Genomic DNA, 26,891 nt, shown 5'->3' with positions numbered 1-26,891 from the left:
AATCCCGGTGTCCCCGGGGGAAGTTGTGCACCCTTCTTTATGAAAGGTTCCTGCACTGACCGTGCGACCATAGGGCGGGCCCCACCCTTGGTCAAGACCAATCCTCGATCCCGGACGGCCCTCCCGCCGGGGCCACCGCACAGCGTTCAAACGGTGTGCGCGCAGGCCGGGCGGGGACGCGCGCGAACCGGCCCGGGCGGCTCAAGGAGCCACGGCGGACAGCTTGTCGGGGTTGCGCACGATGTAGACACAGGAGATCCGGCCGTCCTCGGTGACGTCCAGCGAAATGACGCTGTCCGGCCGACCGGCCGAGAGGACCACCAGCGCGGGCACGCCGTTGATCTCCCTGATCCGCACCTCCGTCTCCGGGGGCGGCTGCCGGGTGATGGCGACCAGGAAGCGGCCGATCTTGTCGGCGGACTCGATGACGCGCAGCGGCGCCTTGGCCTTGCCGCCGCTGTCGCCCACCAGCCGGGCGTCGGGGGTCAGCAGCGCCAGCAGCGCCTCCAGGTCCCCTCCCCCGGCGGCGGCGATGAACCGCTCGGTGAGGTCGCGCTGCCGGGCCGGGTCCACGGGGTAGCGCGGCGGCCGTTCCGCCACGTGCCGACGGGCCCGCACGGCCATCCGGCGGACGGCCGGTTCGCCGCGTTCGAGGATCCGGGCGATCTCGGCGAAGGGGTAGCCGAAAGCCTCGCGCAGCACGAAGACGGCGCGTTCGAGCGGGGACAGGGACTCCAGGACGACGAGCACCGCCAGCGACACGGAATCGGTGAGCACCGCCCGTTCGGCGGCGTCCGGCACGGTGCCCGCGTAGTCGGTGGCGACCGGCTCCGGCAGCCACGGGCCCACATACGTCTCGCTCCGGGCCTTCACCTGGCGCAGCCGGTCGACGGCGAGCCGGGTGGTGATCCGGACGAGGTACGCGCGCGGTTCGCGCACCACCGCACGGTCGGTGCCGGACCAGCGCAGCCACGCCTCCTGGACCACGTCCTCGGCGTCGGCCACCCGGCCGAGCATGCGGTAGGCGACACCGGTCAGGACGGGCCGGTGCTCCTCGAAAACATCGGTCGCGCCATCGGTGCCCACCCGCTCATCCCACCCGAACGAACGCGGCCGTGTCCAGCGGGAACCGGTGTGCGGCCCAGCACAATGGGCCCGTGCCGCCGAACGGCGGCGGCCGGTGACGGGAGGTGCTGTGAAGTACGGCGTACTGGGCACGGGCGACGTGGGCCGCACCCTCGCGGGCAGGCTCGTGGAGCTCGGCCACGAGGTGGTTCTCGGCTCCCGCAGCCCGGACAACGAACGGGCCCTCGCCTGGGCCGCGGAGGCCGGTCCGCGGGCCGCCGCCGGGACCTTCGCGGACGCCGCCGCCTTCGGCGAGACGGTGCTGAACGGTGTCAACGGGCGGGCGGCGCTCTCCGCGCTCGACGCCGCGGGGGCGCGGAACCTGGACGGAAAGCTGCTGGTCGACGTGTGCAATCCGCTGGCCTTCGAGGAGGGCCGGCTGCGGCTGTCCCCGGTGGAGAACGACAGCGTCGGCGCCCAGATCCAGCGAACCTTCCCCGGCGCGCGGGTCGTCAAGGCGCTCAACACCGTCAACTGCCAGGTGATGGTGGACCCCGGCCTGGTGCCGGGCGACCACCAGCTCTTCATCTGCGGGGACGACACGGACGCGAAGGCGCGGGCCGTGGCGCTGGTGGGCGAGTTCGGCTGGCCGCCGGAGCGGGTGATCGACCTGGGCGGGATCGAGGCGGCGCGCTGCACCGAGATGCTGATGCCGTTCTGGATCACCCTGATGCAGCAGTTCGGGCATGCGCAGTTCAACTATGAGATCCGGCGGGGCGTTCCCTCTTGAACTCCCGGCTACTGGCCGGTAATCCTTGCTGACACCGCGTCTCATCGCATCGACATCCGTTGACGAGGAGCTCCCCCATGCCCACAACGGCGGCCACGGTCTCCGTCCCGCTCGCCCCCTCGCTCGGAGGGCACCGGGTGCCCGTCGTCTACGAACGGCGCGGCAGCGGCGAGCCGCTGCTCCTCCTGCACGGCATCGGCCACCACCGCCAGGCATGGGACCCGGTGCTGGACGTCCTCGCCACGGAGCGGGACGTCTTCGCGGTGGACCTGCCCGGCTTCGGGGAGTCCCCGGCACTGCCGGAGGGCGTGCCGTACGACCTGGAGACCGTGGTCCCCGTCCTCGGCGCGCTCTGCGAGGCGCTGGGCCTGGACCGGCCGCACGTGGCGGGGAACTCCCTCGGCGGACTGCTGGCCCTGTGCATGGGCCGCGAGAAGCTGGTCCGCTCGGTCACCGCGCTCTCCCCCGGCGGCTTCTGGACGGAGGCCGAGCGCCGCTATGCGTTCGGCCTGCTGCGCGGCATGCGCCTGGGGTCGCGGGCGCTCCCGGCGCCGGTCGTCGAGCGGCTCTCCCGTACGACCGCCGGACGGGCCCTGCTGGTCAGCTCCATCTACGCCCGGCCGGGACGGCGTTCCCCGCAGGGCGCTGCCGCGGAGACCCTGGCGCTGGCGGGGTCGACCGGCTTCCGCCCCACCCTCGCCGCCGGCCGCCATGTGCTGTTCGGCGACGACCTCCCCGGCCTGCCCGTCACCGTTGCCTGGGGCACCCGCGACCTGATGCTGCTGCGCCGGCAGGGCATCCGGGCCAAGCACGCCATCCCCGGCGCGCGCCTGATCCGCCTCCCGGGCTGCGGCCATGTCCCGATGAGCGACGATCCGGCGCTGGTCGCCCGGGTCGTGCTGGACGGCAGCCGCCCCGTCGCCGGTGCCGGGCCGGTTCCCGCGGAGCGTCCGGAGCCCGTGGAGCGGGTGGCCGACTGAGGCGCGTGGTCCGTGGCCCGCCGTGCCGTCAGGGGCCACCGGCGGCCGCGCGACCCCGCGGCGTCCCGGCCGCGCGCCCCCTCAGCGGAGCAGGCGCGGCGGCCCGGGGCCTGAGCGGGGCGCCCGGATGCGGCGTCAGGCGTTCGACCAGGTCCGGGTGGAGAGCACCAGGCGGTAGCCGTCGGGGTCCTCGACGGTGACGCCCCACTCCTCCCAGTACGGATTGTGGGCCAGCACCCGGCGGCCGCCGTGGGCCTCCAGCCGTTCGACGAGCTCGCCCGGGACCTCCGTGCCCAGGTAGATCACCAGCAGGTCCTCGGGCGTCGGACGGGGCACCACCGGGTCGTGGGCGTCGTGCACCAGCTCCAGGTGCCAGGCGGCCTCCGGCCGGCCGACCATCAGCAGGGCGTGCTCCCCGGGCGGCGCACCGGGGCCCGGCTCGTGGCGGAAGAGGACCGTCAGGCCCAGTCCGCCGCACCAGAAGCGCTCCGCGGCGGCGAGGTCCAGCGTCGGCCGGGCGATGCGGATGTGTGCGTCCTGGGTCATCGGTGCTCCTCTGGTACAGGTCCGCGGGTGATACGGATGCGCGGGTCGTTCGGATACGAAGGTGGTTCGGATACGCGGGTCGTTCGGATACGCAGGTGGTTCGACGCGGGTGGTTCGGGTCCGCGGGCGCCGCGGACTCCCCTGGTGACGGTAGCCCCGGTGATCACCGGGCGCGATCGGCCGTCGGACCGGCGTCCGGGGCCGGGAGACGGAGACCGGGAGACCGAGGCCGGGCTCCGTCCGCGGACCTGCGACCGCCGGGCGCGCGGCCCTTCCGGTGAACGGGCGGTGCGTCATGGCCCTTCCGGTGAACGGGTGGTGCGTAATTCACTGAACGTTCTGTTCGGCGGCACCTCGCACCGGTGGCAAGGGACGACACTGCGGTCAGTCGGGCAACGTGAGCAACGGGAGGGTCTCCATGGCACAGGAATCCGGGCACGGAGTCGGGCGGCGGTCGCTGCTGAGGGGCGGAGCCGCGGCTCTCGCTCTGCCGTCCCTGGCGGCGGCCGGGACGGGGACGGCGCGGGCCGTGCCCCGGGCGGCGCCCGCCCAGTCCCTCGGTGGCCGGCCGGCCGCCCGGTGGGGCGTGCAGACCGGGGATGTCACCTCCTCCTCGGGCCTGGTCTGGGTGCGCTCCGACCGCCCCGCCCGGATGGTCGTGGAGACCTCGGCCACCGAAACGTTCCGCTCGGTGCGGCGGTACCCCGGGCCGCTGGTCGGTCCGGACACGGACTGCACCGGAACCACGGCGCTGCACGGGCTGCCGCCGGGCGAGCAGGTGCACTACCGGGTCGTGCTGGCCGATCCGGAGGACCCGCGGCGCACCGGTGAGCCGGTGTACGGCACCTTCCGTACGGCGCCCGCGCTGCGGCGGGACGGGGTGCGGTTCCTGTGGTCCGGCGATCTCGCCGGGCAGGGCTGGGGGATCAACCCGGACCGCGGCGGCTTCCCGATCTTCGAGGAGATGCGCCGCCGGAACCCGGACTTCTTCCTGTGCAGCGGCGACTCCGTCTACGCCGACGGCCCGATCGCGCCGAGCGTCACCCTGCCGGACGGCCGGACCTGGCGGAATGTCACCACCGAGGAGAAGGCGAAGGTCGCCGAGACGCTGGCGGAGTTCCGCGGGAACTTCCGCTACAACCTGCTCGACGAGCAGCTGCGCCGCTTCCACGCCCAGGTGCCGGGCATCGTGCAGTGGGACGACCACGAGGTGCTCAACAACTGGTACCCGGGCGAGATCCTGGACGACGCCCGCTACACCGAAAAGCGGGTCAATGTGCTGGCGGCCCGCGCGCTGCGGGCGTTCGGCGAGTACACCCCGGTCCGGACGCTGCGGGCGAACGGCGAGGGCCGGGTCCACCGGGTGGTGCGGCACGGTCCGCTGCTGGATGTGTTCGTGCTGGACATGCGGACGTACCGGAACGCCAATTCGCCCGGCCGGCAGCCGGCGGACGACCGGGGGATCCTCGGCGCGGAGCAACTGGCCTGGCTGAAGCGGGAGCTCTCCCGCTCCCGGGCGGTGTGGAAGGTGATCGCCGCCGACATGCCGCTGGGCCTGGTGGTCCCGGACGGCCGGACGGACTACGAGGCGGTCGCGCAGTCCGACCCCGGCGCACCGCTGGGGCGGGAGCTGCAGATCGCGGAGCTGCTGCGGTACGTCAAGTCCCGCCGGATCACCGGCACGGTCTGGCTGACGGCGGATGTGCACTACACCTCGGCGCAGCACTACGACCCGTCCCGGGCGGCGTTCCAGGACTTCGCGCCGTTCTGGGAGTTCGTGTCGGGCCCGCTCAACGCGGGCGGTTTTCCGGCGCTGAAGCTGGACGGCACGTTCGGTCCGGAGCAGGCCTTCGTGAAGGCGCCGTCGCGGGCGAACGTCTCGCCGCTGGACGGCGGGCAGTACTACGGCGAGGCCGAGATCGACGGAGACAGCGGGGAGCTGACGGTGCGGCTGTGCGAGGAGGGCGGCACGGTGCTGTTCACCAAGGTGCTCCGGCCGGGGCTCGTGGGCCATTGACTGCTCCTCCGCCTGAAGGCGGGGGATTCCCTCCTTCAGGGCTTGCGAGGATTCCTGGCTCAGGCTGCCTCCGGGAGCAGCGCTCCCGGAGGTCTTATGCCTTCGGCACCAGCCGGGTTCAGACCAGCCCGGACCAGCATCACGCGGGCGGAGTTCTTGTCCCTGGGGGACACCGCTGCGCACGCGGTGCAGGTGTAGGTACGTTCCGAAAGAGGTAGTGCGTGCTTGGTTCTCGCTCCGCACGACGCGCAGTCCATGGTGGTGTGCGCGGGATGCACCAGACGCACGTCGCGCCCGTGCTTGCGGCCCATCTCGATGAGGGCCGCCCGGGTGGCGCCGATCGCCGCGTCAGCGGCTTTACGGGCCATGGTGGTCTTCGCAAGGAACTTCGGCCTGAAGTCCTCAACGGCGATCGCGTCGTGGTCGCGGACGGCCTTCTTCGCCCACTTGCGGGCGGTGTCCTGCCGCTGCCGGGCGATCTTCGCGTACGCCTTGGCACGCCATTTCTTCGCCTCGCGATAGCCCTTCGACCCGGCCTGCCCCTTCTTCGGCTTGCGGCGGGCCATCATCCGGTCGTACCGGGTCAGCTTCGCCTGAGCCCTGCGGCCGTGCTGCGGGTGGGCCAGGCGTGGGCGTCGGATGTGGTGGTGGCGGTCTCCTTGACGCCCCAGTCCACGCCGAGCACCGCGCCCGTGGCCGGGAGCGGCTGCACCTCGGCCGCGACGACGAACGACGCGTACCAGTGCCCGACGCAGTCCTGGTGGACGCGCACCGAGGAAGGTACGGCCGGCAGGTCGCGGGACCACACCACCGTCACGATGATTCCGCCGGCGAGGTGCAGACGGCCGTCCCTGAGGCGGAAGCCGCGGCGCGTGTAGTTGAGGGTGGGGCGTGCCTCGCGCTTCTTCTTGTACTTCGGCATCCCGGCCCGCTGCCGCACGGGAAGCCGGTCGTTGATGTCCTTCAAAGCTTTGGCGCGGGACTTCCCGAAATCCCGGATGAGCTGCTGCTGAGGCACCGAGCTGCCCTCACGCAGCCAGGGGATACGGGCGCGGGCCTCGGTCAGCATCCTGTCGAGCTGCGCCGGACCGCAAGTCCCCTTTTCGCCGGTGGCCCTGGCATGGGCGTGGACGGCCTTGGACTTGGCCACCGACTCGTTCCACACCCACCGGCAGCGGTCCCATTCGGCTTCCAGCTTCCGCCGGGCGGTGGACGACAGACGCAGGCGAAAGGTGTACCGGGCGTGCCCGGCGTCCTTCGTGGCCACGCCTGTCATCATGCCCAACAACCTATCCGGGAGGACTGACAGTTGCCCCCCCTAGACCACAATGCGACTGATCAACCCATCCCATGGTGGACGGCCTTTCGCCCCGAAGACGAAACCCCTTTCCCTGCCCTGCTCCGCAGGAGTCCGATCCCTCCCCGGCCTGAAGGCCGGCGCATCCTCGGAGGTACCCGGTGATCCGGCGGTCCGCGCGGGCGGTCGGCCGGGGCCGTCCGTCGCGGGACCGGCGCCGGGTCGCCGCGTCCCGGCCGAAGGGGCCACGGCCCCGTCCCGAACCACCTCGCCACGCTCGGTGAACCATCAAGAAATGGCTAAAATCCGGCGGTAGTCGATCAATTATGCCCTTAACCCGTCGGTCACAAAGCGTTCGTGATCACGCAACACCGGTCCGGCAGGGTGGCTGCATGACTGACGTGAATCCTGCGAAGCACACCCGCCGCCCCCACCACTGGCGGCGGGACCTCGTCGAACTGGCCGCCCTCTTCACGGCCGTCGCGGTCGCCGACGCGATCGCCAACACGGTCGCCCACGCCCCCAGGGGCCCGGTGCTGCTGGTCGCCTCGGCCGTGGCCCTGGCCGCCACGGCGGGCTTCCACACCTGGTGGGCGCGCCGGCACAGCCATGCCCCGCCCGGCACCGGGACCCGGAGCGATACCGGTGCCGCGACGCCCCCCGGCGCCGCGGCACCGGAGCGGGGGCACGGCGGCACGTCGCTGTGGCGCGTGCGCACGACCGTACGGGACGAGCCGGGCAGCCTCGCCGAACTGTGCACCGCTCTGGCCCGGCACCGGGTGGACATCCTGACGCTCCAGACCCACCCGCTGTCCGACGGCACGGTCGACGAGTTCCTGCTGCGCGCCCCGGCGGAGCTGCCGCCCGCGGAGCTCACCCGGGGAATCGCCACGGCCGGGGGCAGCGGCACCTGGGTCGAGCGGGCGGACGCCCACGACCTGGTCGACACACCGACCCGGGTGCTCAACCTCGCCACCCGGACCGCACTGGACGCGGCGGAGCTCCCGCTCGCGCTGCGGCAGTTGCTGGGCCGCTGCACCATCCACTCGCTGCCCGCCCGGACGCTGACCGGGCAGCCGCTCGCCGACCCGGTGCCCGAGGAAGGCGTCCTGGAGGAGACGGTGCTGCGGCTCCGTGACCCCTCCGGCGGGTCCATCACCGTCGAGCGGCCGTACCTGCCGTTCACGCCCACCGAGTTCGCCCGCGCCCGGGCCCTGGTGGAGCTGGACGCCCGGCTCGGCCCGCGGGTGCCCGGCAGCCGGGACGTGCTGACGCTGCCGGAGGGCAACGAGATCACCGTGCGGCGGGCCGGGAGCACCGATCTGGCCGCCGCCCGCGAGATGCACGACCGCTGCTCGCAGCGGACCCTGAGCCTGCGCTACCACGGTCCGGTCGGCGACGCGGACCGGTATCTCGACCACCTGCTCAGCCCCCGTTACGGCCGCACCCTGGCGGCCCGGACCGCGTCCGGCCGGCTGGTCGCCCTCGGGCACCTGCTCTGGGACGGCGACGAGACCGAGGTGGCGCTGCTGGTCGAGGACGACTGGCAGCGCCGCGGCATCGGCGCGGAGCTGCTGCGCCGGCTGGTCGCGCTCGCCGGAGAGGCGGGCTGCGACAGCGTCTACGCCGTCACGCAGGCGGCGAACACCGGAATGGTCGCCGCCATGCGCGGTCTCGGCCTCCCCCTCGACTACCAGATCGAGGAGGGCACGCTGGTGATCACCGCACGGCTGGATCCGGCACCGGTGCGTCCGCGCCCCGCGCAGGAGCCGGCCGAGCGCTGAGCGGCGCGCCCAGAGCGGCGTCGAGGTCCTGCCACAGGTCCTCGACGTCCTCCAGGCCGACCGACATCCGCAGCAGCCGGTCCGAGACTCCGGAGGACCTGCGGTCGTCCGCGTCCACGATCCGGTGGCTGATGGACGCCGGGTGCTGGATCAGGCTGTCGACGCTGCCGAGGCTGACCGCGGGGGTGATCAGCCGCACCCCGGCGATCACCTCGTGCGGGTCCCCCTCGATCTCGAAGGCCACCATCGCGCCGCCCAGCTTCGGGTAGTGGACCCGGGTCACCCGCGGGTCACCGGCCAGCCGCTCGGCGAGCAGGGCCGCGGTCGCCGAGGCGGCCCGCACCCGTACCGGCAGGGTGGCGAGCCCGCGCAGCAGGAGATAGCCGGCGAGCGGGTGGAGCACCCCGCCGGTGGCGAAGCGGACCTGCCGCAGCTTCCGGGCGAACTCCTCGTCGCACGCCACGACACCGCCGAGCACGTCCCCGTGCCCGCCGAGGTACTTCGTCGCGCTGTGCAGCACGATCCGCGCCCCGTGCTCGGCCGGCCGCTGGAGCACCGGGGTGGCGAAGGTGTTGTCGGCCAGCAGCGGCACCTCGCCGCAGGCACGGGCGACGGCCCCGAGGTCGACCTCGGCGAGGGTGGGGTTGGCCGGGGACTCCACCATCACCAGACCGGTGTCGGGGCGTATGGCCTCCGCGATGCCGTCCGGGTCCACCCAGCTGACCTCGCTGCCGAGCAGGCCCGCGGTCAACAGGTGGTCGCTGCACCCGTAGAGCGGGCGGACGGCGACGACGTGCCGGAGCCCCATGCTGCTCCGGACCAGCAGACAGGCGGTGAGCGCGGCCATGCCACTGGCGAAGGCGACCGCGCTCTCGGTGCCCTCCAGGCGGGCGAGGGCCGTCTCGAAGCGCGCGGTGGTGGGGTTGTCGAGCCGGGAGTAGACGGGCGGGCCGTCCGGCTGCGCGCCGGTGGCGGCGAACGCGTCGATCCGCGCGGCCTCCGCCCGGCTGTCCCGGGACGGGTACGTCGTGGACAGGTCCAGCGGCGGCGCGTGCAGGCCGAGGTCCGCGAGGTCCTCACGGCCGGCGTGCACGGCCTCGGTGCTGAGCGAACGGGGTGGTGTCGCGGCAGTCGTCTCCATGACCCGAGGCTGAACGCTCACCGGGATCTGGCGGAAAATCGCCATGCTATGTTCGGCAGATGGCCGATTCCATCCCTTTGGATCCGGTGGATCTGCAGATTCTGCGGCTCCTGCAGAACGACGCCCGGACCACGTACCGGGATCTCGCCGCCGAGGTGGGCGTGGCGCCGTCGACCTGCCTGGACCGGGTGGCCCGGCTGCGGCGCTCCGGGGTGATCCTCCGGCACGAGCTGCGGCTCGACCCCGCGAAGCTGGGCCGGGGGCTGGAGGCCCTGCTGCTGGTGCAGGTCCGGCCGCACCGCCGGGAACTGATCGGCCCCTTCGTCGAACGGGTGCGGGCGCTGCCCGAGTCCCGGGCGCTCTTCCACCTCACCGGACCGGACGACTACCTCGTCCATGTGGCGGTCACCGGCACCGCCGACCTCCAGCGGCTGGTCCTGGACGAGTTCACCTCCCGTCGGGAGGTCGCCCGGGTCGAGACACGGCTGATCTTCCAGCAGTGGGAGTGCGGGCCGCTGCTGCCTCCGGCACCGCAGGGGTAGCCCACCGCCGGCGTCGGCTCCACCCGCCGGGCCCGGGTGCGCGGCCGGGCGCGCCTCTCCGCACGGGCGAGCCGAGACGCCGGACCGGGGCGCCCGGAGTGTCCGCGAGGCCGCCGCGGGAAGGTGGTTTGGATCATGACCGCGACCGGTAGTGACGCGGTGCCCGACCGCGTACGAGGATGGAGCCCATGTCCGACATCAACAGCAGCCCGTTGCCGCGTCAGGTCGCCGACGCCTACGTCGACGCCCTCATCGAACTCGACCCGATCACCGGCACCTACCTGGGCGTGGCCGCATCGTCCGGCAGGCTCCCCGACTTCTCCCCCGCCGGGCAGCAGGCACTCGCCGACCTGGCCCGCGACACCCTGGAGCGGCTGACCGAGGCGGAGGCCCGGCCGGGCGCCGGCACCGACGCCGAGCGCCGCTGCGCCCGGCTGCTGCGGGAGCGGCTGACCGCCGAACTCGCGGTGCACGACGCCCAGGAGGGGCTGCGCGCCGTCAGCAACATCCACTCCCCCGTGCACGCCCTGCGCACGGTGCTGACCGTGACGCCGACCGGGACCACCGAGGAGTGGGCCGCCGTCGTCCAGCGGCTGCAGGCGGTGCCCGCCGCCCTGGACGGCTACCGCGCCTCGCTCGCCGCGGGACTGGACCGCGGGCTGCCCGCCGGGCCGCGCCAGGTGGCGACCTTCGTCGAGCAGCTGGACGACTGGGTCGGCAAGGACCGCAGCTGGTTCGCGGAGTTCACCGCCGACGGCCCGAAGGAGCTGCGCACCGAGCTCGACATGGCGGCCGCCACGGCGACCGCGGCCTTCGCGGACCTGCGGGACTGGCTGCGGGAGAGCTACGCCCCGGCGGTCGAGGGCAGCCCGGACACCGTGGGCCGGGAGCGCTACGCCCGCTGGTCGCGGTACTGGAACGGCACCGACCTCGACCTCGACGAGGCCTACGCGTACGGCTGGTCGGAGTACCACCGGCTGCTCGCCGAGATGCGCACCGAGGCGGAGAAGGTCCTGCCGGGCGCGGCCACGCCGTGGGAGGCCATCACCCACCTCGACGAGCACGGCACGCACATCGAGGGTGTCGAGGAGGTCCGGGTCTGGCTCCAGGGGCTGATGGACGAGGCCATCGACCAGCTGGACGGCACCCACTTCGAACTCGCCGAGCGGGTCCGGAAGGTGGAGTCGCGGATCGCCCCGCCCGGCAGCGCCGCCGCCCCCTATTACACCCAGCCGTCGGTCGACTTCTCCCGGCCGGGCATCACCTGGCTGCCCACCCTGGGCGAGACCCGGTTCCCGGTCTACGACCTGGTGTCCACCTGGTACCACGAGGGCGTCCCGGGGCATCACCTCCAGCTCGCCCAGTGGGCCCATGTCGCCGACCGGCTCTCCCGGTACCAGGCGACGGTCGGCATGGTGAGCGCGAACGCCGAGGGCTGGGCGCTCTACGCGGAACGGCTCATGGACGAGCTGGGCTTCCTCCGCGACGCCGAGCAGCGGCTGGGCTATCTGGACGCCCAGATGATGCGGGCCCTGCGGGTGATCGTCGACATCGGCATGCACCTGGAGCTGGAGATCCCCGCGGACTCCCCGTTCCACGCCGGTGAGCGCTGGACGCCCGAGCTGGCGCGGGAGTTCTTCGGCCTGCACAACGGCCGTCCGGCGGACTTCCTGGACAGCGAGCTCATCCGCTACCTGGGTATGCCGGGCCAGGCCATCGGCTACAAGCTCGGCGAGCGCGCCTGGCTCACCGGCCGCGATGCCGCCCGGGCGGCACACGGCGACGCCTTCGACGCCAAGCAGTGGCACATGGCGGCGCTGTCGCTGGGCTCGCTGGGCCTGGACGACCTGGTGGACGAGCTGTCCCGGCTCTGACCGCCGGAGCGTGGCCCTGTCGGCGGCCGGTGCCGGGCGTGTGTGCCGGGACCGGCCGCCGACGGTTGCGGGCGGGCCGCTCCGGCCCGGAGTCTCCGCGCCTCGGATCGGGCCGGATCGGATCGGGGCCGGATCGGACAACGTTGTACAGCCTTGCCGGGGCGTACCGCCGGACCGGCGGTACCGTGCGCCCCGCGCCGTCAGCGGCCCTGCTGCGCCCCGCAGGTGGCGCCCAGGGCGACCGTCAGGAATTCCTGAACGGCCTTCTCCACTCCGGCCGGCCCGACGACGCCGGGGACCGTCACCGTCCAGCCGAACGTGACCTGGCGACGGCCGTCCGGTGAGCTCCAGGACTGCGAGCGATAGCCGAAGCCGTTGCCCATGTTGCCCCACACGCGGTCGCCGGGCGTGGCCGGGCAGAGGTCCCCGCCGCCCATCACCCCCAGTCCGTACCCGGCGTCGTTGAGCGTCCGCATGTCCCTCAGACGTGCCGGGGAGAGCAGGGTGCCGTTCGAGAGGGCACGGAAGAACCGGTTGACGTCATGGCTGGTGGAGACCACGCCCGCCGCCGCTCCCCAGACCGAGGGGGTGTACACCGTGGTGTCCACCAGCCGACCGTTTCCGGCCTGCCGGTAGCCGCGGACATGGGGGCCGCCGAGCAACGGGCTCACCATCGGGTACGAGGTGTCCTTCATCCCGGCCGGACGGAAGACCCGGCGTGTCAGTTCCCGTCCGAAGGGATGGCCGGTCACCTGCTCCGCCACCAGGCCGAGCAGCACGTAGTTGGTGTTCGAGTAGCGGAACGAGCCCCGTCCCTCCAGGGGCTTCCCGGTGACCGAGCGGACCAGTTCCCGGGGGGTGACGTGCCGGTGGCGGTTCTTCTCCAGTTCGGCGTCCGACCCGGTCGGGTACAGCCGGTCGAAGTAGTCCGGGATACCGCTGGTGTGGTTGAGCAGCTGCCTGAGCGTGATCGGCTCGGAGTACGGCAGCAGGCCGGGCAGATGCCGGGCCACCGGGTCGTCGAGCGTCAGCCGCCCCTCGTCGGCGAGTTGGAGGATCACGGTCGCCGTCATCGCCTTGGTGATGCTGGCGACGCGGTAGCGGTCCCCGGGCCGGGCCGGCTGCCGGGTACGGACGTCCCGGACACCACCGGCGCCGGACCAGACCCGGTCACCGACGCGTACTTCGGCCAGCGCCGCGGGGGCGCCCGCGGCGGTCAGCTTGTCGAGCGCGGTCCGCAGCGCCTCGGCGTCCAGCACCTGTTCGGGTGCCGACGCCGGTGCGGCGGCATGGGGCTGCCGGTCGGATGGGGCCGCGGAGGCCATACCGGGCGAGATGGTCAGTCCCGCCGAGAGCACCGTCGCAACAGCGAGCACGCGCAGGTCACATCGCACAGATTCCCCCTGGAATTCGGACAGTTCACCGATTCTACGTTCGCGTGATCTTGACAGTGGGCGCCGGCCGCACCCGGGTGGGCGGCGAGTTCCGGCGCTGCTCCTTCCTGTGGCCGGCGGATGGGGGCGGGCGGTGTCTGGCGGGTGGTGCCGGGCCTCGTCGGAGCTCCGGGAGCGGGGCGTCATGGCCTTGCCGAAGGTCACGGAGGCGGTGGGCCCCCGTCTGGCGGCGGGGCGCGGTCCGCGAGTCGCCGGGGCGCGGGGCGGGGTGGCGGTGCGCCGGATCACTGCGACGCACCCGGCACCACGGCGTTCACCCGTCTCCCCGGGGCGGCTCGCGCACCGCCGCCGGTACCCGGGGAAACCTTTCCCACCTGCACCGCTGCGCGATCCGGTACCGGAGCAGTACCGTAGCGCCATGCCCGCTCTGAACATTGATTTCAGCGACGAAGAGCTGAGCGAGCTCCGTGAGGCGGCGAAGGAGCGAGGGGTCACGCTCAAGGCCCTGGTGCGCGAGGCCGTCACCGACGACCTCGCACAGCGACGTGCCATGGCCGAGGCGTCCCAGGTGTTCCGGTCCTTCGTCCGGGAGAACGCCGACGCGTTCGACGCGGCGTTCCCGGACGACGCCCCGGCGGAGCGGCGGAACCGGAGCGGGAGCGTCTGACAGGTGGATCTGCATATCGACATCCGCTGGCTGCTGGCCCGCCAGACGGAGATCCTGCCCGGTGACCCGGGAGTCGACGACTACTCCTCCCTGGTGGCGGCCGTGGCCCGGCACCGGGTCAACACTCCCCGGTTAGGGGAGGAGGCCGACGCCGCCTGGCGGGCGGCGTCGCTGCTGCACACGCTGGTGCAGCTGCGCCCGCTGCCCTCCCGCAACGCTCTGTTCGCCTGCGGTGTCGCCGTGGCCTACATGCACGCCTCGCACGAGGGCATCGACCCGCCGTACGGCGCGCTCATCGAGCTGGTCAAGGACCTGCAGTCCGGTGAGTCGACGGTCTACGACGCGGCGGGGCGGATCCGGTCCTGGCGGATATGAACCGCCCGGGCGGACGGCGGAAAGCCGGCGCGGCACCGGGCGCAGACGCAGACATAGCCGCAGACAGCGTCGGCCGTCTGCGCGCGGCGGCGTCCCGGTGACAGGCAGAGCCCAGCCGCCGACGGGTACCGGTCCGGCCGCGGGTGGGCCGTGGCGGCCCCGGGCGGGCGGTGCTCGGCCCCGGGTGGCCGGTGGCCGGCTCGTGGCGGGCGGCGGTCAGCCGGTGACCTCCGACGCCCGGTGGCGCACCGCCGAGCCGGAGCGGGCCTTGACCACTTCCAGCCGGGCCGGGATCCGCTGCCGCAGGTCCGCGACATGGCTGACGATGCCGACCGTGCGGTCGCGCTCGCGCAGGGAGTCCAGCACCTCCAGCACCTCGTCGAGGGTCTGCTCGTCCAGGCTGCCGAAGCCCTCGTCGATGAAGAGCGTGTCGAGCCGGGTGCCGCCGGCCTCCTCGCTCACCACGTCGGCCAGGCCGAGGGCGAGGGCGAGTGAGGCGAAGAAGGTCTCGCCGCCGGAGAGGGTGGCGGTGTCCCGCTCGTTGCCCGTCCAGGAGTCGATGACGTGGAGTCCGAGGCCGGACCGGCCGCGGCCCCCGCTCCGGGCGTCGGAGTGCACCAGGGTGTAGCGCCCGGCGGACATCCGGTGCAGCCGGCTGCTGGCGGCGGCCGCCACCTGTTCCAGCCGGGCGGCCAGGACATAGGACTCCAGGCGCATCTTCCGTTCGTTCTGCGCGGAGGTGCCCGCGGTGAGGGCAGCCATCCGGGCCACCCGCTCGTACTCGGCGCGCTGTGGGGCCAGTCGGCGGGCGTCCAGGGTGGCCTGCGTTCCCAGCCGGTCCAGTTCGGCGCAGCGGGTGCGGGCGGCCTCGTCCGCGGCGGAGGCGTCCCGGAGCCGCCGGGTGGCGGCGTCGAGCGCCGTCTGTGCCACGGCGGGGTCGGCCGGGGACCGCTGTCCGGCCGCGACGAGCTGCGGGGCGGAGAGTTCGGCCGTCAGGGCGGCGTCCTCCGCCTCCCAGGCCGCGAGCCGGTGTTCCAGCGCGCGCCGGGCTTCGGGGGCCAGGACGGCGGTGGCGGCGTCCTCGGCCGTGGGGAACCCGGCCGCGCCGGCGGCGTCCGCCAGACCGGTCCCGGCCTCGTCGAGGCGGGACTCCGCGCGCTCCAGCGCGTGGGCCGCCTCCTCCGCCGTCTCCAGCAGTGCGGCGCGCCGCTCCAGTTCGGTGACGCGTTCGGCGACGCTCCGGGCGCTGCCGCGGACGCGATCCAGCTCCCGTTCCACTGCGGCCTGTTCGCTCAGCAGGGTCTCCCGCCGCGAGGTGCGCGCGGCCACCCGACGCTCGGCGGCCTGGTGTTCGTCGCGGCGTTCGGCGTGTTCGCGCTCGATGCGGTCGAACGCCTCCCGGGCGGCGTGCGCGTCGGCGGCCTCGGCCCGAGCGGCGGACAGGGCCTGTTGGTGTTCGGCGACCTCCCCGGCGAGCCGGTCGGTCGCGGCGCCGTCCGCCTCGGCGTCCGCGGCCTCCAGCGCCTCCCGTACGGAGCGCAGCCGCTGCTCGGCCTCCTCCCGCCGGGTGCCGGCCCGCTGGTACGTGGCGAGGGCCGCCTCCTCGTCCGTCCGCCCGACGTGATCCGCCTCCAGAGGGGCCGGGGCAGGATGGTCGCGCCCGCCGCAGACGGCGCACGGCTCCCCCTCCCGCAGGGACGCGGCGAGTTCGGCGGCGATGCCGAGCAGCCGGCGCTCCTTGAGGTCGAGCCAGGTCTCCTGCGCCGCGGCGGCGGCCCCACGGGCCTCCAGCAGCCGCTCCTCCCCGGCGCGCACCTGACCGGTGAGGGTGTCGCGCCGACGGGCCGCGTCCAGCCTGCGCCGGGCCGGTTCGAGCCGGCCGGCGAGGTGTTCGGCGCGGGTGGCGGCCTCCGCCGCCCGGTCGACCCGCTGCTGGTGGTCGCGGCGGACGGTCTCCCACCGGTCGAGCCAGTGCGCCGCCTCGGTCAGCACCTCGTCGTCCGCACGGGACTGCCGCTCCAGCTCGGCGAGTTCGGCTGCCAGCGCGGTGCCGCGCTCCTCGGTCCGGCGGGCGGCGGCCAGCGAACCGAGCTCCTGGCGGGCCTCGCGCTCCAGCTCGGCGAGGGTCCCGCGGGGCGCCTCCCGGAGGCCGTCGGGCAGCGCGGCACGGGCCCGCCCGGCGGCTGCCGCGGCCTCCCGGTGCCCGGCCGCCGCCGTGTCGCGCAGCCGCAGCGCGGGGACCACGGTGTCGGCGCTGCGGGCCCGGTCCAGCCGGGTGCGTGCGCTCTCCCGCTCCTCGCGCAGGGCGTCCTGGGCGGTGCGGCGGCGCACGGCCGCGTCGTACCGCTGCCGGAGCCGGTCCTGTTCCCGTACGGTCTCCAGCTCCGCGACGGCCGCGGCGTGGGCCGCTTCGGCGGCGCGCACGGCCGCGGCGCAGATCGTGCGCCACTCCCGGGCGCCGGCCCGGGCCACCGCCGCGCCGCTCAGCACCAGGTCGGCGAGTCCCGGCTCACCGGGAACCGGAGGCGCCTCTTCCGTACGCTGACGGGCGCGGGTGGCGGAGCGCTGCGCCGGAACGGCGGGCGCCGCCCCGTCCGGCCCGCCGAGCGCGGGGAAGGACGGCTCCGGGCCCCGGAGGGCCGCCTGCTGCATCCGGTGCGCCAGTGCCAGCAGCCGCTCGTCCCCGCTGCGCACCTGCTGCTGGGCGGCGGAGCGCAGTTCGGCGAGCCGCTCCTCGACGGCGGCGAACCGCCGGGTGTCGAAGAGCCGGCCGAGCAGCTTGCCGCGGGCCTCGGCGTCGGCGCGGAGGAAGCGGGCGAAGTCGCCCTGCGGGAGCAGGACCACCTGGCAGAACTGTTCCTTGCTCATGCCGAGGAGCTGCCCGACCTCCTCGCCGGCCTCCTGGTGGGAGCGGCTGAGCGGCCGCCACTCCCCCTCGGCACGTTCGCGCAGCCAGGTCTGCGGCTTGTCCCGGGTGAAGCCGCTGCCGCGCTTCTTCGGCCGCGGCTGCTCGGGGCGGCGGGTGACCTCCAGGCGGCGTCCGCCGACGGTGAGGTCGAGGAGGACCTCGGTCGGGGTGAGCGCGTCGGCGTGGTCGCTGCGCAGGGACTGCCCGCTCTGCCGGGCGCCGGGCACACCGCCGTACAGGGCGTAGCAGACGGCGTCGAGGACGGAGGTCTTGCCCGCCCCGGTCGGGCCGTGGAGCAGGAACAGTCCGGCGGCGGAGAGGTCGTCGAAGTCGACCTCGGCGGTGCCGCCGAACGGACCGAACGCGGTGATCCGCAGTCGGTGCAGCCTCACCGGACCCCCTCGCTCCGGCTCTCCGCTGCCGCCGTGCGGGCGCGGACGTCGTCGAGGGCGCCGCCGAGGACGGCCCGTTCGCCGGCGTCGGGTCCGGTGCCGCCGCGCACATGGGCCACGAAGTCCTCGGCGATCTGCCGGTCGGTGCGGCCCTTGAGCCGCTCGGCGTAGGAGGCGAGCGGGTCCTCGGCGTCCCGTTCGGGGTCGAAGGCGAGGTTGAGGACGTGCGGGAAGCGCTCGGCGAGCCGGGCCATCGGGTCGTCCGGACGCACGGCGTCGGTGAGGGTGGCCTCCACCCAGGCGTCCTCGTGCCGGGTGAGCTCCGGGTCCTTCAGCAGGTCCTCCAGCGGACCGCGGATGCGGGCGAGCGGGCGGGGCACCGGGCAGTCGATCCGCTCGGCGTCGAACGCGCCGTCCGGGCCCAGGTCGACCAGCCACATGCTCTTGCGGTGGTGGACCTCGGAGAAGGAGTAGGCGAGCGGCGATCCGGAGTAGCGGATGCGTTCGCTGACGGTCTGACAGCCGTGCAGATGGCCGAGGGCCGCGTAATCGACCCCGTCGAAGACCGTGGCGGGCACCGCGGCGACGCCGCCGACCGTGATGTCCCGTTCGCTGTCGGAGGTGGCGGCTCCGGAGACGAAGGCGTGGGCCAGCACCACCGAGCGGGTGCCGGACGGGCGGTCGGCGAGGTCGGCGCGGACCCGGTCCATGGCGGCCTCCAGCACCGCGGTGTGACTGGTCCGCTCGGCAGCCAGCTCCTCCCGGACCAGGGCCGGTTCGAGATACGGCAGCCCGTACAGGGCGACCTCGCCGTGGGCGTCGGTGAGGACCACCGGGTCGGCGCAGCCGGCGGGATCGGTGCGCAGATGGATGCCCGCCCGGTCCATCAGCCGGGAGCCGACGCCGAGCCGGCGGGCGGAGTCGTGGTTGCCGGAGATCATGACGGTGGGCACCCCGGCATCGGCGAGCCGGTGGAGCGCGGTGTCGAAGAGTTCGACGGCGGCGAGCGGGGGCACGGCCCGGTCGTACACGTCGCCCGCGACGAGGACGGCGTCCACCCGCTGCTCCCGCACCGTCTCCACGAGGTGGTCGAGGAACGCCGCTTGGGCGGGCAGCAGGCTCACCCGGTGGAAGGACCGGCCGAGATGCCAGTCGGACGTGTGCAGGAGTCGCATGATCCTCGACTGTAACGGTGGGGTACGACACCCCGGGCGGAGACGGGCGGTTCGGTCCGGTGTCAGACGGTTCCGTATGCTTCGCCGCCGAGTTCGACCCGGGCGGTGCCCGCTGTGGTGTCGGCGATCCAGGCGCGGAAGGCGTCGACGTCCACCTCGGGGAGCCCGATCTCCAGGGTCACCTCGGCCGCGTAGCGCACGTCCCGGACCTCGCGGCCGGTCGCCCGCAGGTCGTTCTCCAGCTTCCCGGCCCGCTGGTGGTCGACGGTGACGGTGGCCAGCCGGAAGCGCTGCCGGGTGAGGGTGCCGAGGGCGTCGAGGGCTTCGCCGACCGCGCCGCCGTAGGCGCGGATGAGCCCGCCCGCGCCGAGCTTGACCCCGCCGTAGTACCGGGTGACGACGGCGACGACGAAGCGGACCTCGCGGCGCAGCAGCATCTGGAGCATCGGGACGCCGGCGGTGCCGCCGGGCTCACCGTCGTCGCTCGCCTTCTGCACACCGCCGTCGGCGCCGATGACGTACGCGAAGCAGTTGTGGGAGGCGGTGGGGTGCTCCCTGCGGACGCGCCGGACGAACTCCTGCGCCTCCTCCTCGGTCGCCGCGGGTGCGAGGGCGCAGCGGAAGCGCGACTTGTTGATCTCGATCTCGTGCACGCCCTCGCGCGCGACCGTCCGGTACTGGTCCTGCATCACGCCAGCCTATGCGGGGCTCCGGGAATGGTCCCGGCGGGTCCTTCGTTGTGCGGGGCATGTACGGAGACGCAGAGACGGTCCGCAGGATCCTCACCGGCACCGGTGACACCTGGGCGGTGGTCGGTCTGTCGACCAACGAGAGCCGGGCGGCGCACGGGGTGGCCGAAGTGCTCCAGCGGTACGGCAAGCGGGTCGTGCCGGTGCACCCGAAGGCGCAGACCGTGCACGGCGAGCCGGGGTACGCCTCGCTGGCGGAGATCCCGTTCCCGGTGGACGTGGTCGATGTGTTCGTCAACAGCCATCTCGCGGGGCAGGTCGCCGACGAGGCGGTGGCGATCGGCGCGAAGGCGGTCTGGTTCCAGCTGGGCGTGGTGGACGAGTCGGCCTGGGAGCGGACGCGGGCCGCCGGTCTGGACATGGTCATGGACCGCTGTCCGGCGATCGAGCTCCCCCGGCTGGGCTGATCCGGCTGGGCTGAAACGGCGCGGCTGAAACGGCGGGGCCGAACCGGCGGGGCGGTGGGGGCGGGGCTCAGCCGCCGAGGCCGTCCAGCACCACGGCTCCGGGGAGCGCGGCGAGCGCCGCGCCGGGGACGAGGAGCTTCCCGCGGCGGCTGCCGCTGCCGATGACCAGGCAGGGCTCCGGGACGAGCGCGGCGTCCACCAGCAGCGGCCAGTCCCCCGGCAGCCCGAGCGGGGTGATGCCGCCGTACTCCATGCCGGTCTCCGCCACGGCCCGGTCCAGCGGGGCGAAGGACGCCTTGCGGGCGCCGAGGTGGCGCCGGACGGCGCCGTTGACGTCCAGCCGGGCGGTCGCCGGCACCATGCAGGCGGCCAGGGTGGTCTCCCCGCCCCGGCGTCCGGCGACGACGACGCAGTTGGCGGAGGCCTCCAGGAGCCCGGGGCCGTAGGTCTCGGCGAAGACGGCGGTGTCCGCCTTCCCCGGGTCGGAGTCGACGTAGAGCAGCTGCTCCACGGGCACCGGGCCGCTCCACGCCCGGAGGGCGTCCGCGACGGGCGGCACCAGGTCGTCCAGGCACTCGGCGGCGGGGTGGACCTCGTCGAAGTGACCGATGGGGGCGCGCATGCGGGCACGCTAACAAATGGGCACGCGGCCGGAGTCCGCCGTCCCGGAGCCGTTCAGCGCACCGGCGGTACGGAGACGACCATCATCATCTCGACCGGCTCGGTGCCGTCGTTGCGGTAGGCGTGGGTGCCGCTGGCCTCGAAGCTGGCCGAGGTCCCGGGGGCGAGCAGGTGCTCCTCGCCCTCGACGACGAGGGTCAGCTCGCCGGACCGGACATGGACGAGTTCGAAAGTGCCCGACGGGTGCGGGTCGGAGGAGCTGCCGTCGCCGGGCTCGAGGTGCCAGGACCACAGCTCCAGCGGTCCGGGGGTCTGGGTGCCGGCGAGGAGGGTGCTGGAGCTGCCCTCCTCGGTGGACCACATCCGTACCGCCCGGTCGGCGGGGACGATCTGGACGCGGGGCTCCTGGTCGAAGTCGAGCAGGGTGGTGAGGCTGACTCCGAGGGCGTCGGCGAGCTTCACCGTGGTGCCGACACTGGGGTTCGTCCGCGCCTGTTCGATCTGGATGATCATGCCTCGGCTGACGCCCGCCCGGGCCGCGAGCCCGTCCAGGGTGAAGCCCCGCTCATTGCGCCAGCGCTTGAGGTTGCGGGCGAGTGACTGGGTGAGGTGGTCGAGGTCCGTCACGTACCGTCCAATATTTTTGATGCAGCAGTTTAGTTTCTTCAACTATGCTGTGCTGGACTCCAGCGTTCACCACACTGTACTGCGAGGTTCGTATGACGGCCGTCTTCGCTCTGGCCACCAGTCTCCTGTGGGGGCTGGCCGACTTCGGCGGCGGACTGCTGACGCGGCGCATCCCGGCCCTCACCGTGGTCGTCGTCTCGCAGACGATCGCCGCCGTCGTGCGGGTGACCAATGTCGTGGTCGGCGGCGCGGCCCTCTGGGTCTCGGTGCGGCGCGGCGCGCCCGCGCTGCCCGAGGAGGGCGGCATGGGGGTCATCCGGGCGTCGCTGCCGGCCCTGGCGTTCGTGGGTCTGGCCGATGTGGCGGCCAACGGCAGCTACGCGCTCGCCGCGCAGCAGGGTCCGGTGACGGTCGCCGCCGTCCTGGCCTCGCTCTACCCGGTGATCACCGCGCTGGCGGCGCGCGGCTTCCTCGACGAACGGCTGCGGGCGGTGCAGGCGGCGGGCGCGGGACTGGCCCTGTTCGGCACCGTGCTGCTGGCGGCGGGCTGAGGCTCCCCGCGCCGTTCACCGGCCGGACCGCGGGGCCTTCGGGCTCACGGTCCGGCCGGAGTCGTTTCCGCCACACCTCAGGAGTGCCACACCTCAGGAGTGCCGCAGCTCAGTAGCGCCGCAGCGCGTAGACCGCGAGCGCGATGCCCTGCAGGACCACCGCCGCGGCGAGCAGGATGCGCAGGGTACGAGGATTCATCACCGGCACCTCCTCACCCGCGTCCTCTCATCCCGCGCCGCGAGCGCGACCTGCGGCGCCATGCGCGCGGGGCGCCGCCCTGCACCGGGGCGGCTTCCGCCGTGCATGCGGGTCCGGCTCCGCCCGTCGGCGCGGGACCGTTCCGTCCGGCTCAGGCCGGGGAGTCCAGTGTGCCGGTTCCGGTTCCGTCCGGGTCCAGTTCCGCCAGGGCCCGCAGCTGTTCCGGGGTGACGTCCTCCGGGATCGGCACCGGCGGCGGGGTGCGCAGCGGGGGCTGCCACCCGGTCTCGGGATCCCAGCGGCGCACGACCCGGGCGGGCGCGCCCGCGACCACCGCGTGGTCGGGCACCTCGCCCCGCACCACCGCTCCGGCCGCGACCACCACGTTCCGGCCCAGGCGCGCGCCGGGGAGTATCACCGCTCCGGCGCCCAGCCAGCTGCCCGGCCCGATCTCGACGGGCGCGGTGCGCGGCCACTGCCGGCCGATCGGCTGCGCGGGGTCGTCGTAGGAGTGGTTGTCGCTGGTGACGTAGACGTACGGGCCGCAGAAGACGTCGTTGCCGAAGACCACCGGCTGGGAGGCGACGACATGGCTGCCGCGGCCGAGGACGACGCCGTCGCCCAGCCGCAGCACCGGCTCCGGCCCCAGGTCGAGGCCGGGCATCATCCCGGCCGTGAGCGTGACCTGTTCACCGATGATGCAGTGGTCGCCGAGGTGGATCCACGGCTCTCCGAAGACGGTGCCCTGGGGGAACGCCAGCCGGGTCCCCGGGCCTATCCGGCCGAACCGGTGCCGGCCCGGACGCTCGGCGGTGACGGCTCCGGCGTCCTGCATCCAGCGCCAGCCGCGGTGCACCGCGCGGGTGACGGCCCGGCGCCGCCAGGCTCCGAGCGATGAGAACGTGTTCCGGTTTTTCGGCACCCGCACACGGTACTCAGCAGTTCGACGGCCACCGCACGCCGCAGGCTGTGATCTTCACCCCACCCGGCCGGCGGGCGGTCCGCCCGCCGGCCGGGGTGACACGGGTCAGCCGCCGTACGGATTGCCCTGCTGCGGAGCACCGTACGGACCCGGCTGCTGCTGCGGGGCGCCGTACGGGCCGGGCTGTGCGCCCGGAGCGCCGTAGGGGCCGGGCTGTGCGCCCGGAGCGCCGTAGGGGCCGGGCTGCTGCTGCGGCGGCGTGTGGGTCCGGTACTCCTCGGGCACGCCCCAGGGATCCTGCGGAACCGGGGGCGCCTGCTGGCCGTAGGGGGCCTGCGGTGCGGGCGCGGCCGGGGCCGGTGCGGGCTGACCGTACGGACCGGGCTGCTGCGGGACCGGCTGGCCGGGCTGCTGCTGGGGGCTCTGCGGGTAGCCGTACTGCGGCGCGCCCTGGGGCGGCATGCCCTGAGGCGGCGTGCCCTGGGGCGGCGTGCCCTGGGGCTGCATGCCCTGCTGGGGGAAGCCCTGAGGCGGCATGGCCTGCTGCGGGTAGCCCTGAGGCGGCATGGCCTGCTGCGGAGCGCCCTGCGGGCCGCCGACGGCGGAGAGGAACTGCTCCAACTCCGCACGCCACAGACGGTGGACGTTGAGCCGGGTCGGCTTCGGCTCGCCGGGCAGCATCAGATGGAAGCAGCTCCACAGCGGATTGAGCGCCACCTCGCTGATGAGCATCGGGGCCTCGGCCCGCGGGATGGCGTACGCGACCTCCTTGGGCCGCTGGGAGAACCGGTGCATCCGGTGGAACACCACCGCCTGGTCGGTCAGGGTGATGAAGTAGTACTTCACCAGCAGTTGTCCGATCAGGCCCAGTGCTCCGGTGAGCCAGGGCGTGGGCCCGGTGAGCGACGCGACGGTCACCAGGGCCCGGTCACCGGGCGCGGCCTGGGATATGGCCGCCGAGACCTGTTCCTTCATCGTCGCCTTGCGCATGGCCATGCGGCTGTTCCTCAATTCTCTGCTGCGTTGGGACCCGCAGCGTACCGAGTGCCGCGGACATCGGCGGCACCCGCGGGTGCCGCGCGGGCGGTTGCCCTTCCGGCGTCCCGGCACAGGCCCCGCGCGGGCCCGGCCCACCGCTCGGCAGCACCGGAACTCACCGCTCCGGCCGCCCGGTCGGCGCGTCACAGGGTGCGGGGCAGGCCGAAGGCGGGGACGACGTCGGGGACGAAGACACTGACCTCCCGCACCCCGCCCTCCTCGACGCTCAGCACGGCCAGGGCGAAGGCCCGGAACTCGCTGCCGCCCGGCCGGCGGACGTAGGTCGCCGCCGCCGGCTGCCGGTTGGCCCTGGTGGGGAGGAACCGGAACTCCAGTGCGTCGGGACCGTGCAGCGCCGGCGCCCAGCCGGCCACGACGGTGTCCCGGCCCTCATACCAGGCCGGCTCCGCACCGAAGTGGCCTCCCGCACCCGCCTGGTGGCCGACCCGCACGTCCTCGCGGAGCACCGCGGCCACCGCCGCGTCGTCGGCCCGCTCGATCGCGTCCATGTAGCGCCGGAGCACGGCCCGTTCCTCCTCGCTCGGGTCCGCGGCGGCCCGCCACTCCAGCCGCCGTTCGGGCAGCTGCTCGCGGAGCGCCGGACGGGCCCGCTGGAGGGCGCTGTTGACCGCGGCCACACTCGTGTCGAGCAGTGCCGCCGCGTCCTTGGCCGGCCAGCCGAGCACATCACGCAGGATCAGTACGGCCCGCTGCCGGGGCGGAAGATGCTGGATGGCGGCCAGGAAGGCCAGTTCGATGGTCTCCTTGGACACGGCCGCGGCCTCCGGCGCGGCATCGTCCGCCGGCACCGGGCCCAGCAGCCCGTCCGGGCAGGGCTGCAGCCAGGGAACGGCCACCGGGGGCAGCGGCCTGCCGCCGGTGGCTGCCGCGGGTGCGGCCTCGCCGGACAGCGGGACGGTGCGCCGGCTACGGTCGAGGAAGTCCAGGCACGCGTGGGTGGCGATGCGGTACAGCCAGGCACGGAACGGCGCCCGGCCCGCGTAGGTCGCGCGCTTGCGCCAGGCCCGCAGCAGGGTCTCCTGCACCAGGTCCTCGGAGTCGTCGAAGGAGCCGAGCATCCGGTAGCAGTGAATCCGGAGCTCCCGCCGGTACCGCTCCGCGAGCCCGGCGAACGCGGTCTCGTCCCCCGCTCCGGCGGCTGCCGCCACCGCGCTCTCCTCGGCGCGGTCCGCCGCGGATTCCGTCCGCGCCGACGATGTCCTGGTCATGGCGTGCCCCTGTCCGTGTGCGGCGGCCGCTGCCGGTCGCCATCGATCATCCGTCGCTTCCTATGACGGCTGCCACACGGAGAACTCATCGCCGGCCGGGCCGGGGCCGCATCGCGAGCGGCTGTTCGTGGTGAGCGGCGATCCGTGCACACACGAGTGCGGTGAGCGGAACGGGCCGGGCACCGGCCGGGCAGGCACCCGGCCGATGCCCCCTGTGGGGCGGACGCCCCGAGGGCCGGAGCACGGTCCCCGCGCCGCCTCAGTCCACGACGCCTCGGTCCGCCGCCCCGCCGACGGCCTCCCGGTGCTGCTGGGCCAGCTCGCCGTACATCACGGCGTTCACGGTGACGAGCTCGCGCTCCTCCGCGGTGAGCTCCCGCCGCACCCGCGCGGGGACGCCCGCGACCAGCGAACCGGGCGGGACCCGCATGCCCTGGGGCACCAGCGCCTGGGCCGCGACGAGGGAGCCGGCCCCGATGTGCGCGCCGTTGAGGACGGTGGCGCCCATGCCGACCAGGACGTCGTCCTCAACGGTGCAGCCGTGCAGCACGGCGTTGTGGCCCACCGAGACGCGCTCCCCGACGGTGAGCGGGAAGCCGACGTCGACATGGAGGGTGCAGTTATCTTGGATATTGCTGCTGCGGCCGATGGCTATCGGCCCCGCGTCGGCCCGGAGGACGGCGTGGTACCAGACGCTCGATCCGGGGGCCAGGGTGACGTCCCCGAGCACCACCGCTGTGGGTGCGGTGAATGCGTCCGGGTCGATCTTCGGCTCCCGGCCGCCCACGCCCGCGATCAGTGCCCGCTCCGTCATCGCCGTCTCCTCGCCGCTCCGCCCCGCCGCCGGGGCACCGTCGGCGACGATCTTGCCGCCGCGGGGACGGCGGAGGCAAGGGATCCGCCGCTCAGTCGGCGGCCGGGACCCTCTCGGGGGCCAGCTCGCTCTGCTCCAGCGCCGCGGCGGCCTTCCTGGTCCGGTTCCTGACCACCAGGAACGAGGCCAGGCCGATGGCGACGGCGATGAGCAGGCCGAAGTAGGAGAACCGCTTCAGCCACTCCTCGGCCACGATGCCGACGGAGTAGATCACCGCGGTGGTACCGCCCGCCCAGACGATGCCGCCGAGCACATTGGCGATGAGGAACTTCCAGTACGGCATGTGGAGTACACCGGCGAGGGGCCCGGCGAAGATCCGCAGCAGGGCGACGAAGCGGCCGAAGAAGACGGCCCACATGCCCCACTTCTCGAAGGAGCGCTCGGCGGCCGCGATGTGCTGCGGCCCGAAGTGCTTGGGGAACTTCCCGCCGAGCCAGGTCAGCAGCGGCTTGCCGCCCCGGCGGCCGATCAGATAGCCGATGGAGTCACCGATGATCGCGCCCGCGGTGGCACAGGTGCCGAGGATCACAGGGTCGATCTCGCCGTGCTGCGAGGCGAGCAGGGCCGAACTGATGAGAACGATCTCGCCCGGCAGGGGGATGCCCAGGCTCTCCAGCCCGATGACCACCCCCACGAGGATGTAGACACTGAGCGCCGGCACCGTCTCGAGCCACTCCTGGACGTGCAATGCCGGTTCCTCCCGTGATCTGACCTGCTGCCCGGCGCG

24 protein-coding genes and 1 pseudogene are annotated in these 26,891 nt (G+C 73.9%); 10 read left to right on the top strand and 15 right to left on the bottom strand.

Features of this window, described 5'->3' with window-relative positions; all coding sequences use genetic code 11:
• Positions 1-201 precede the first annotated feature (201 nt).
• Positions 202-1,086: an RNA polymerase sigma-70 factor gene (locus AC3EQ1_RS13155; protein ID WP_432094495.1), complete on the bottom strand. Its 885-nt coding sequence runs from the start codon at positions 1,084-1,086 to the stop codon at positions 202-204.
• A 109-nt stretch (positions 1,087-1,195) separates the two neighbouring features.
• On the opposite strand from AC3EQ1_RS13155, the gene AC3EQ1_RS13150 reads away from it, so the two are divergent.
• Both AC3EQ1_RS13150 and AC3EQ1_RS13145 read left to right on the top strand, forming a co-directional pair.
• Positions 1,196-1,855: an NADPH-dependent F420 reductase gene (locus AC3EQ1_RS13150; protein WP_432094494.1), complete on the top strand. Its 660-nt coding sequence runs from the start codon at positions 1,196-1,198 to the stop codon at positions 1,853-1,855.
• Between the two features lie 77 nt (positions 1,856-1,932).
• The gene (locus AC3EQ1_RS13145; protein ID WP_432094493.1) at positions 1,933-2,835 is read left to right on the top strand and encodes an alpha/beta fold hydrolase; all 903 of its coding nucleotides are present in this window, start codon (positions 1,933-1,935) and stop codon (positions 2,833-2,835) included.
• 135 nt (positions 2,836-2,970) lie between these two features.
• On the opposite strand, the gene AC3EQ1_RS13140 is transcribed toward AC3EQ1_RS13145, so the two are convergent.
• Complete coding sequence (locus tag AC3EQ1_RS13140; RefSeq protein WP_432094492.1) at positions 2,971-3,381, bottom strand: VOC family protein; 411 nt, start codon at positions 3,379-3,381, stop codon at positions 2,971-2,973.
• A gap of 418 nt (positions 3,382-3,799) precedes the next feature.
• On the opposite strand from AC3EQ1_RS13140, the gene AC3EQ1_RS13135 reads away from it, so the two are divergent.
• Positions 3,800-5,398 carry an alkaline phosphatase D family protein gene (locus AC3EQ1_RS13135; RefSeq protein ID WP_432094491.1) on the top strand — a complete coding sequence of 533 codons (1,599 nt, stop codon included), beginning with the start codon at positions 3,800-3,802 and terminating at the stop codon, positions 5,396-5,398.
• Positions 5,399-5,457: 59 nt separating this feature from the next.
• Here AC3EQ1_RS13135 and AC3EQ1_RS13130 read toward each other — a convergent pair.
• A pseudogene (locus tag AC3EQ1_RS13130) lies at positions 5,458-6,674 on the bottom strand (RNA-guided endonuclease InsQ/TnpB family protein).
• Between the two features lie 413 nt (positions 6,675-7,087).
• On the opposite strand from AC3EQ1_RS13130, the gene AC3EQ1_RS13125 reads away from it, so the two are divergent.
• Complete coding sequence (locus AC3EQ1_RS13125) at positions 7,088-8,479, top strand: GNAT family N-acetyltransferase (protein ID WP_432094490.1); 1,392 nt, start codon at positions 7,088-7,090, stop codon at positions 8,477-8,479.
• Here the strand turns inward: AC3EQ1_RS13125 and AC3EQ1_RS13120 are convergent.
• On the bottom strand, positions 8,415-9,620 hold the full coding sequence (locus AC3EQ1_RS13120) for a trans-sulfuration enzyme family protein (protein ID WP_432094489.1): 1,206 nt from the start codon (positions 9,618-9,620) through the stop codon (positions 8,415-8,417). The two genes, AC3EQ1_RS13125 and AC3EQ1_RS13120, sit on opposite strands and share 65 nt — an antisense overlap.
• Positions 9,621-9,679: 59 nt before the next feature.
• Between AC3EQ1_RS13120 and AC3EQ1_RS13115 the strand changes: the two genes are divergently transcribed.
• Together AC3EQ1_RS13115 and AC3EQ1_RS13110 are read left to right on the top strand one after the other, a co-directional pair.
• On the top strand, positions 9,680-10,162 hold the full coding sequence (locus AC3EQ1_RS13115; RefSeq protein WP_432094488.1) for an Lrp/AsnC family transcriptional regulator: 483 nt from the start codon (positions 9,680-9,682) through the stop codon (positions 10,160-10,162).
• 188 nt (positions 10,163-10,350) lie between these two features.
• Complete coding sequence (locus tag AC3EQ1_RS13110) at positions 10,351-12,036, top strand: DUF885 domain-containing protein (RefSeq protein ID WP_432094487.1); 1,686 nt, start codon at positions 10,351-10,353, stop codon at positions 12,034-12,036.
• 200 nt (positions 12,037-12,236) lie between these two features.
• On the opposite strand, the gene AC3EQ1_RS13105 is transcribed toward AC3EQ1_RS13110, so the two are convergent.
• On the bottom strand, positions 12,237-13,412 hold the full coding sequence (locus AC3EQ1_RS13105; RefSeq protein ID WP_432094486.1) for a serine hydrolase domain-containing protein: 1,176 nt from the start codon (positions 13,410-13,412) through the stop codon (positions 12,237-12,239).
• 436 nt (positions 13,413-13,848) lie between these two features.
• Here AC3EQ1_RS13105 and AC3EQ1_RS13100 point away from each other — a divergent pair, with 436 nt between their 5' ends.
• Positions 13,849-14,097: a hypothetical protein gene (locus tag AC3EQ1_RS13100; RefSeq protein WP_351510841.1), complete on the top strand. Its 249-nt coding sequence runs from the start codon at positions 13,849-13,851 to the stop codon at positions 14,095-14,097.
• Positions 14,098-14,100: 3 nt separating this feature from the next.
• Complete coding sequence (locus AC3EQ1_RS13095; protein ID WP_388852150.1) at positions 14,101-14,472, top strand: toxin Doc; 372 nt, start codon at positions 14,101-14,103, stop codon at positions 14,470-14,472.
• 216 nt (positions 14,473-14,688) lie between these two features.
• On the opposite strand, the gene AC3EQ1_RS13090 is transcribed toward AC3EQ1_RS13095, so the two are convergent.
• The 3 genes from AC3EQ1_RS13090 to AC3EQ1_RS13080 all read right to left on the bottom strand — a co-directional run bounded on the left by AC3EQ1_RS13090 (position 14,689) and on the right by AC3EQ1_RS13080 (position 19,636).
• Positions 14,689-17,772: an AAA family ATPase gene (locus AC3EQ1_RS13090; protein ID WP_432094485.1), complete on the bottom strand. Its 3,084-nt coding sequence runs from the start codon at positions 17,770-17,772 to the stop codon at positions 14,689-14,691.
• On the bottom strand, positions 17,769-18,947 hold the full coding sequence (locus AC3EQ1_RS13085) for an exonuclease SbcCD subunit D (RefSeq protein ID WP_432094484.1): 1,179 nt from the start codon (positions 18,945-18,947) through the stop codon (positions 17,769-17,771). The genes AC3EQ1_RS13090 and AC3EQ1_RS13085 overlap by 4 nt, the downstream gene beginning before the upstream one ends.
• A gap of 62 nt (positions 18,948-19,009) precedes the next feature.
• Positions 19,010-19,636, bottom strand: coding sequence for a YigZ family protein (locus AC3EQ1_RS13080; protein WP_432094483.1), 627 nt, complete (start codon positions 19,634-19,636; stop codon positions 19,010-19,012).
• Between the two features lie 59 nt (positions 19,637-19,695).
• On the opposite strand from AC3EQ1_RS13080, the gene AC3EQ1_RS13075 reads away from it, so the two are divergent.
• Entirely contained in the window at positions 19,696-20,103 is a 408-nt protein-coding gene (locus tag AC3EQ1_RS13075) for a CoA-binding protein (protein WP_432094482.1), read from the top strand.
• Positions 20,104-20,170: 67 nt separating this feature from the next.
• On the opposite strand, the gene AC3EQ1_RS13070 is transcribed toward AC3EQ1_RS13075, so the two are convergent.
• Positions 20,171-20,725, bottom strand: a complete 555-nt coding sequence (locus AC3EQ1_RS13070; RefSeq protein WP_432094481.1) for a YbaK/EbsC family protein — start codon at positions 20,723-20,725, stop codon at positions 20,171-20,173.
• A 53-nt stretch (positions 20,726-20,778) separates the two neighbouring features.
• Positions 20,779-21,351 carry a helix-turn-helix domain-containing protein gene (locus AC3EQ1_RS13065; protein WP_432094480.1) on the bottom strand — a complete coding sequence of 191 codons (573 nt, stop codon included), beginning with the start codon at positions 21,349-21,351 and terminating at the stop codon, positions 20,779-20,781.
• Between the two features lie 92 nt (positions 21,352-21,443).
• Here AC3EQ1_RS13065 and AC3EQ1_RS13060 point away from each other — a divergent pair, with 92 nt between their 5' ends.
• Complete coding sequence (locus AC3EQ1_RS13060) at positions 21,444-21,902, top strand: EamA family transporter (protein WP_432094479.1); 459 nt, start codon at positions 21,444-21,446, stop codon at positions 21,900-21,902.
• A gap of 350 nt (positions 21,903-22,252) precedes the next feature.
• Here AC3EQ1_RS13060 and AC3EQ1_RS13055 read toward each other — a convergent pair whose 3' ends face one another.
• From AC3EQ1_RS13055 to AC3EQ1_RS13035, 5 genes are all read right to left on the bottom strand, one after another.
• Positions 22,253-23,023 carry an acyltransferase gene (locus tag AC3EQ1_RS13055; protein WP_432094478.1) on the bottom strand — a complete coding sequence of 257 codons (771 nt, stop codon included), beginning with the start codon at positions 23,021-23,023 and terminating at the stop codon, positions 22,253-22,255.
• A 105-nt stretch (positions 23,024-23,128) separates the two neighbouring features.
• A complete protein-coding gene (locus tag AC3EQ1_RS13050) occupies positions 23,129-24,019 on the bottom strand; it encodes a hypothetical protein (RefSeq protein WP_432094477.1) in 891 nt (296 codons plus the stop codon).
• 185 nt (positions 24,020-24,204) lie between these two features.
• Positions 24,205-25,290 (bottom strand): RNA polymerase subunit sigma-70, encoded by a 1,086-nt coding sequence (locus AC3EQ1_RS13045; RefSeq protein ID WP_432094476.1) that lies wholly within the window; start codon positions 25,288-25,290, stop codon positions 24,205-24,207.
• 259 nt (positions 25,291-25,549) lie between these two features.
• Positions 25,550-26,104 (bottom strand): gamma carbonic anhydrase family protein, encoded by a 555-nt coding sequence (locus AC3EQ1_RS13040; protein ID WP_432094475.1) that lies wholly within the window; start codon positions 26,102-26,104, stop codon positions 25,550-25,552.
• Between the two features lie 91 nt (positions 26,105-26,195).
• The gene (locus tag AC3EQ1_RS13035; protein ID WP_432094474.1) at positions 26,196-26,852 is read right to left on the bottom strand and encodes a DedA family protein; all 657 of its coding nucleotides are present in this window, start codon (positions 26,850-26,852) and stop codon (positions 26,196-26,198) included.
• Between the last annotated feature and the right edge of the window lie 39 nt (positions 26,853-26,891).

This window comes from Streptomyces sp. bgisy100 (assembly GCF_057709105.1).
Note: the sequence above shows the minus strand (reverse complement) of the source record. Positions and strands in the feature narration are given on the sequence as shown.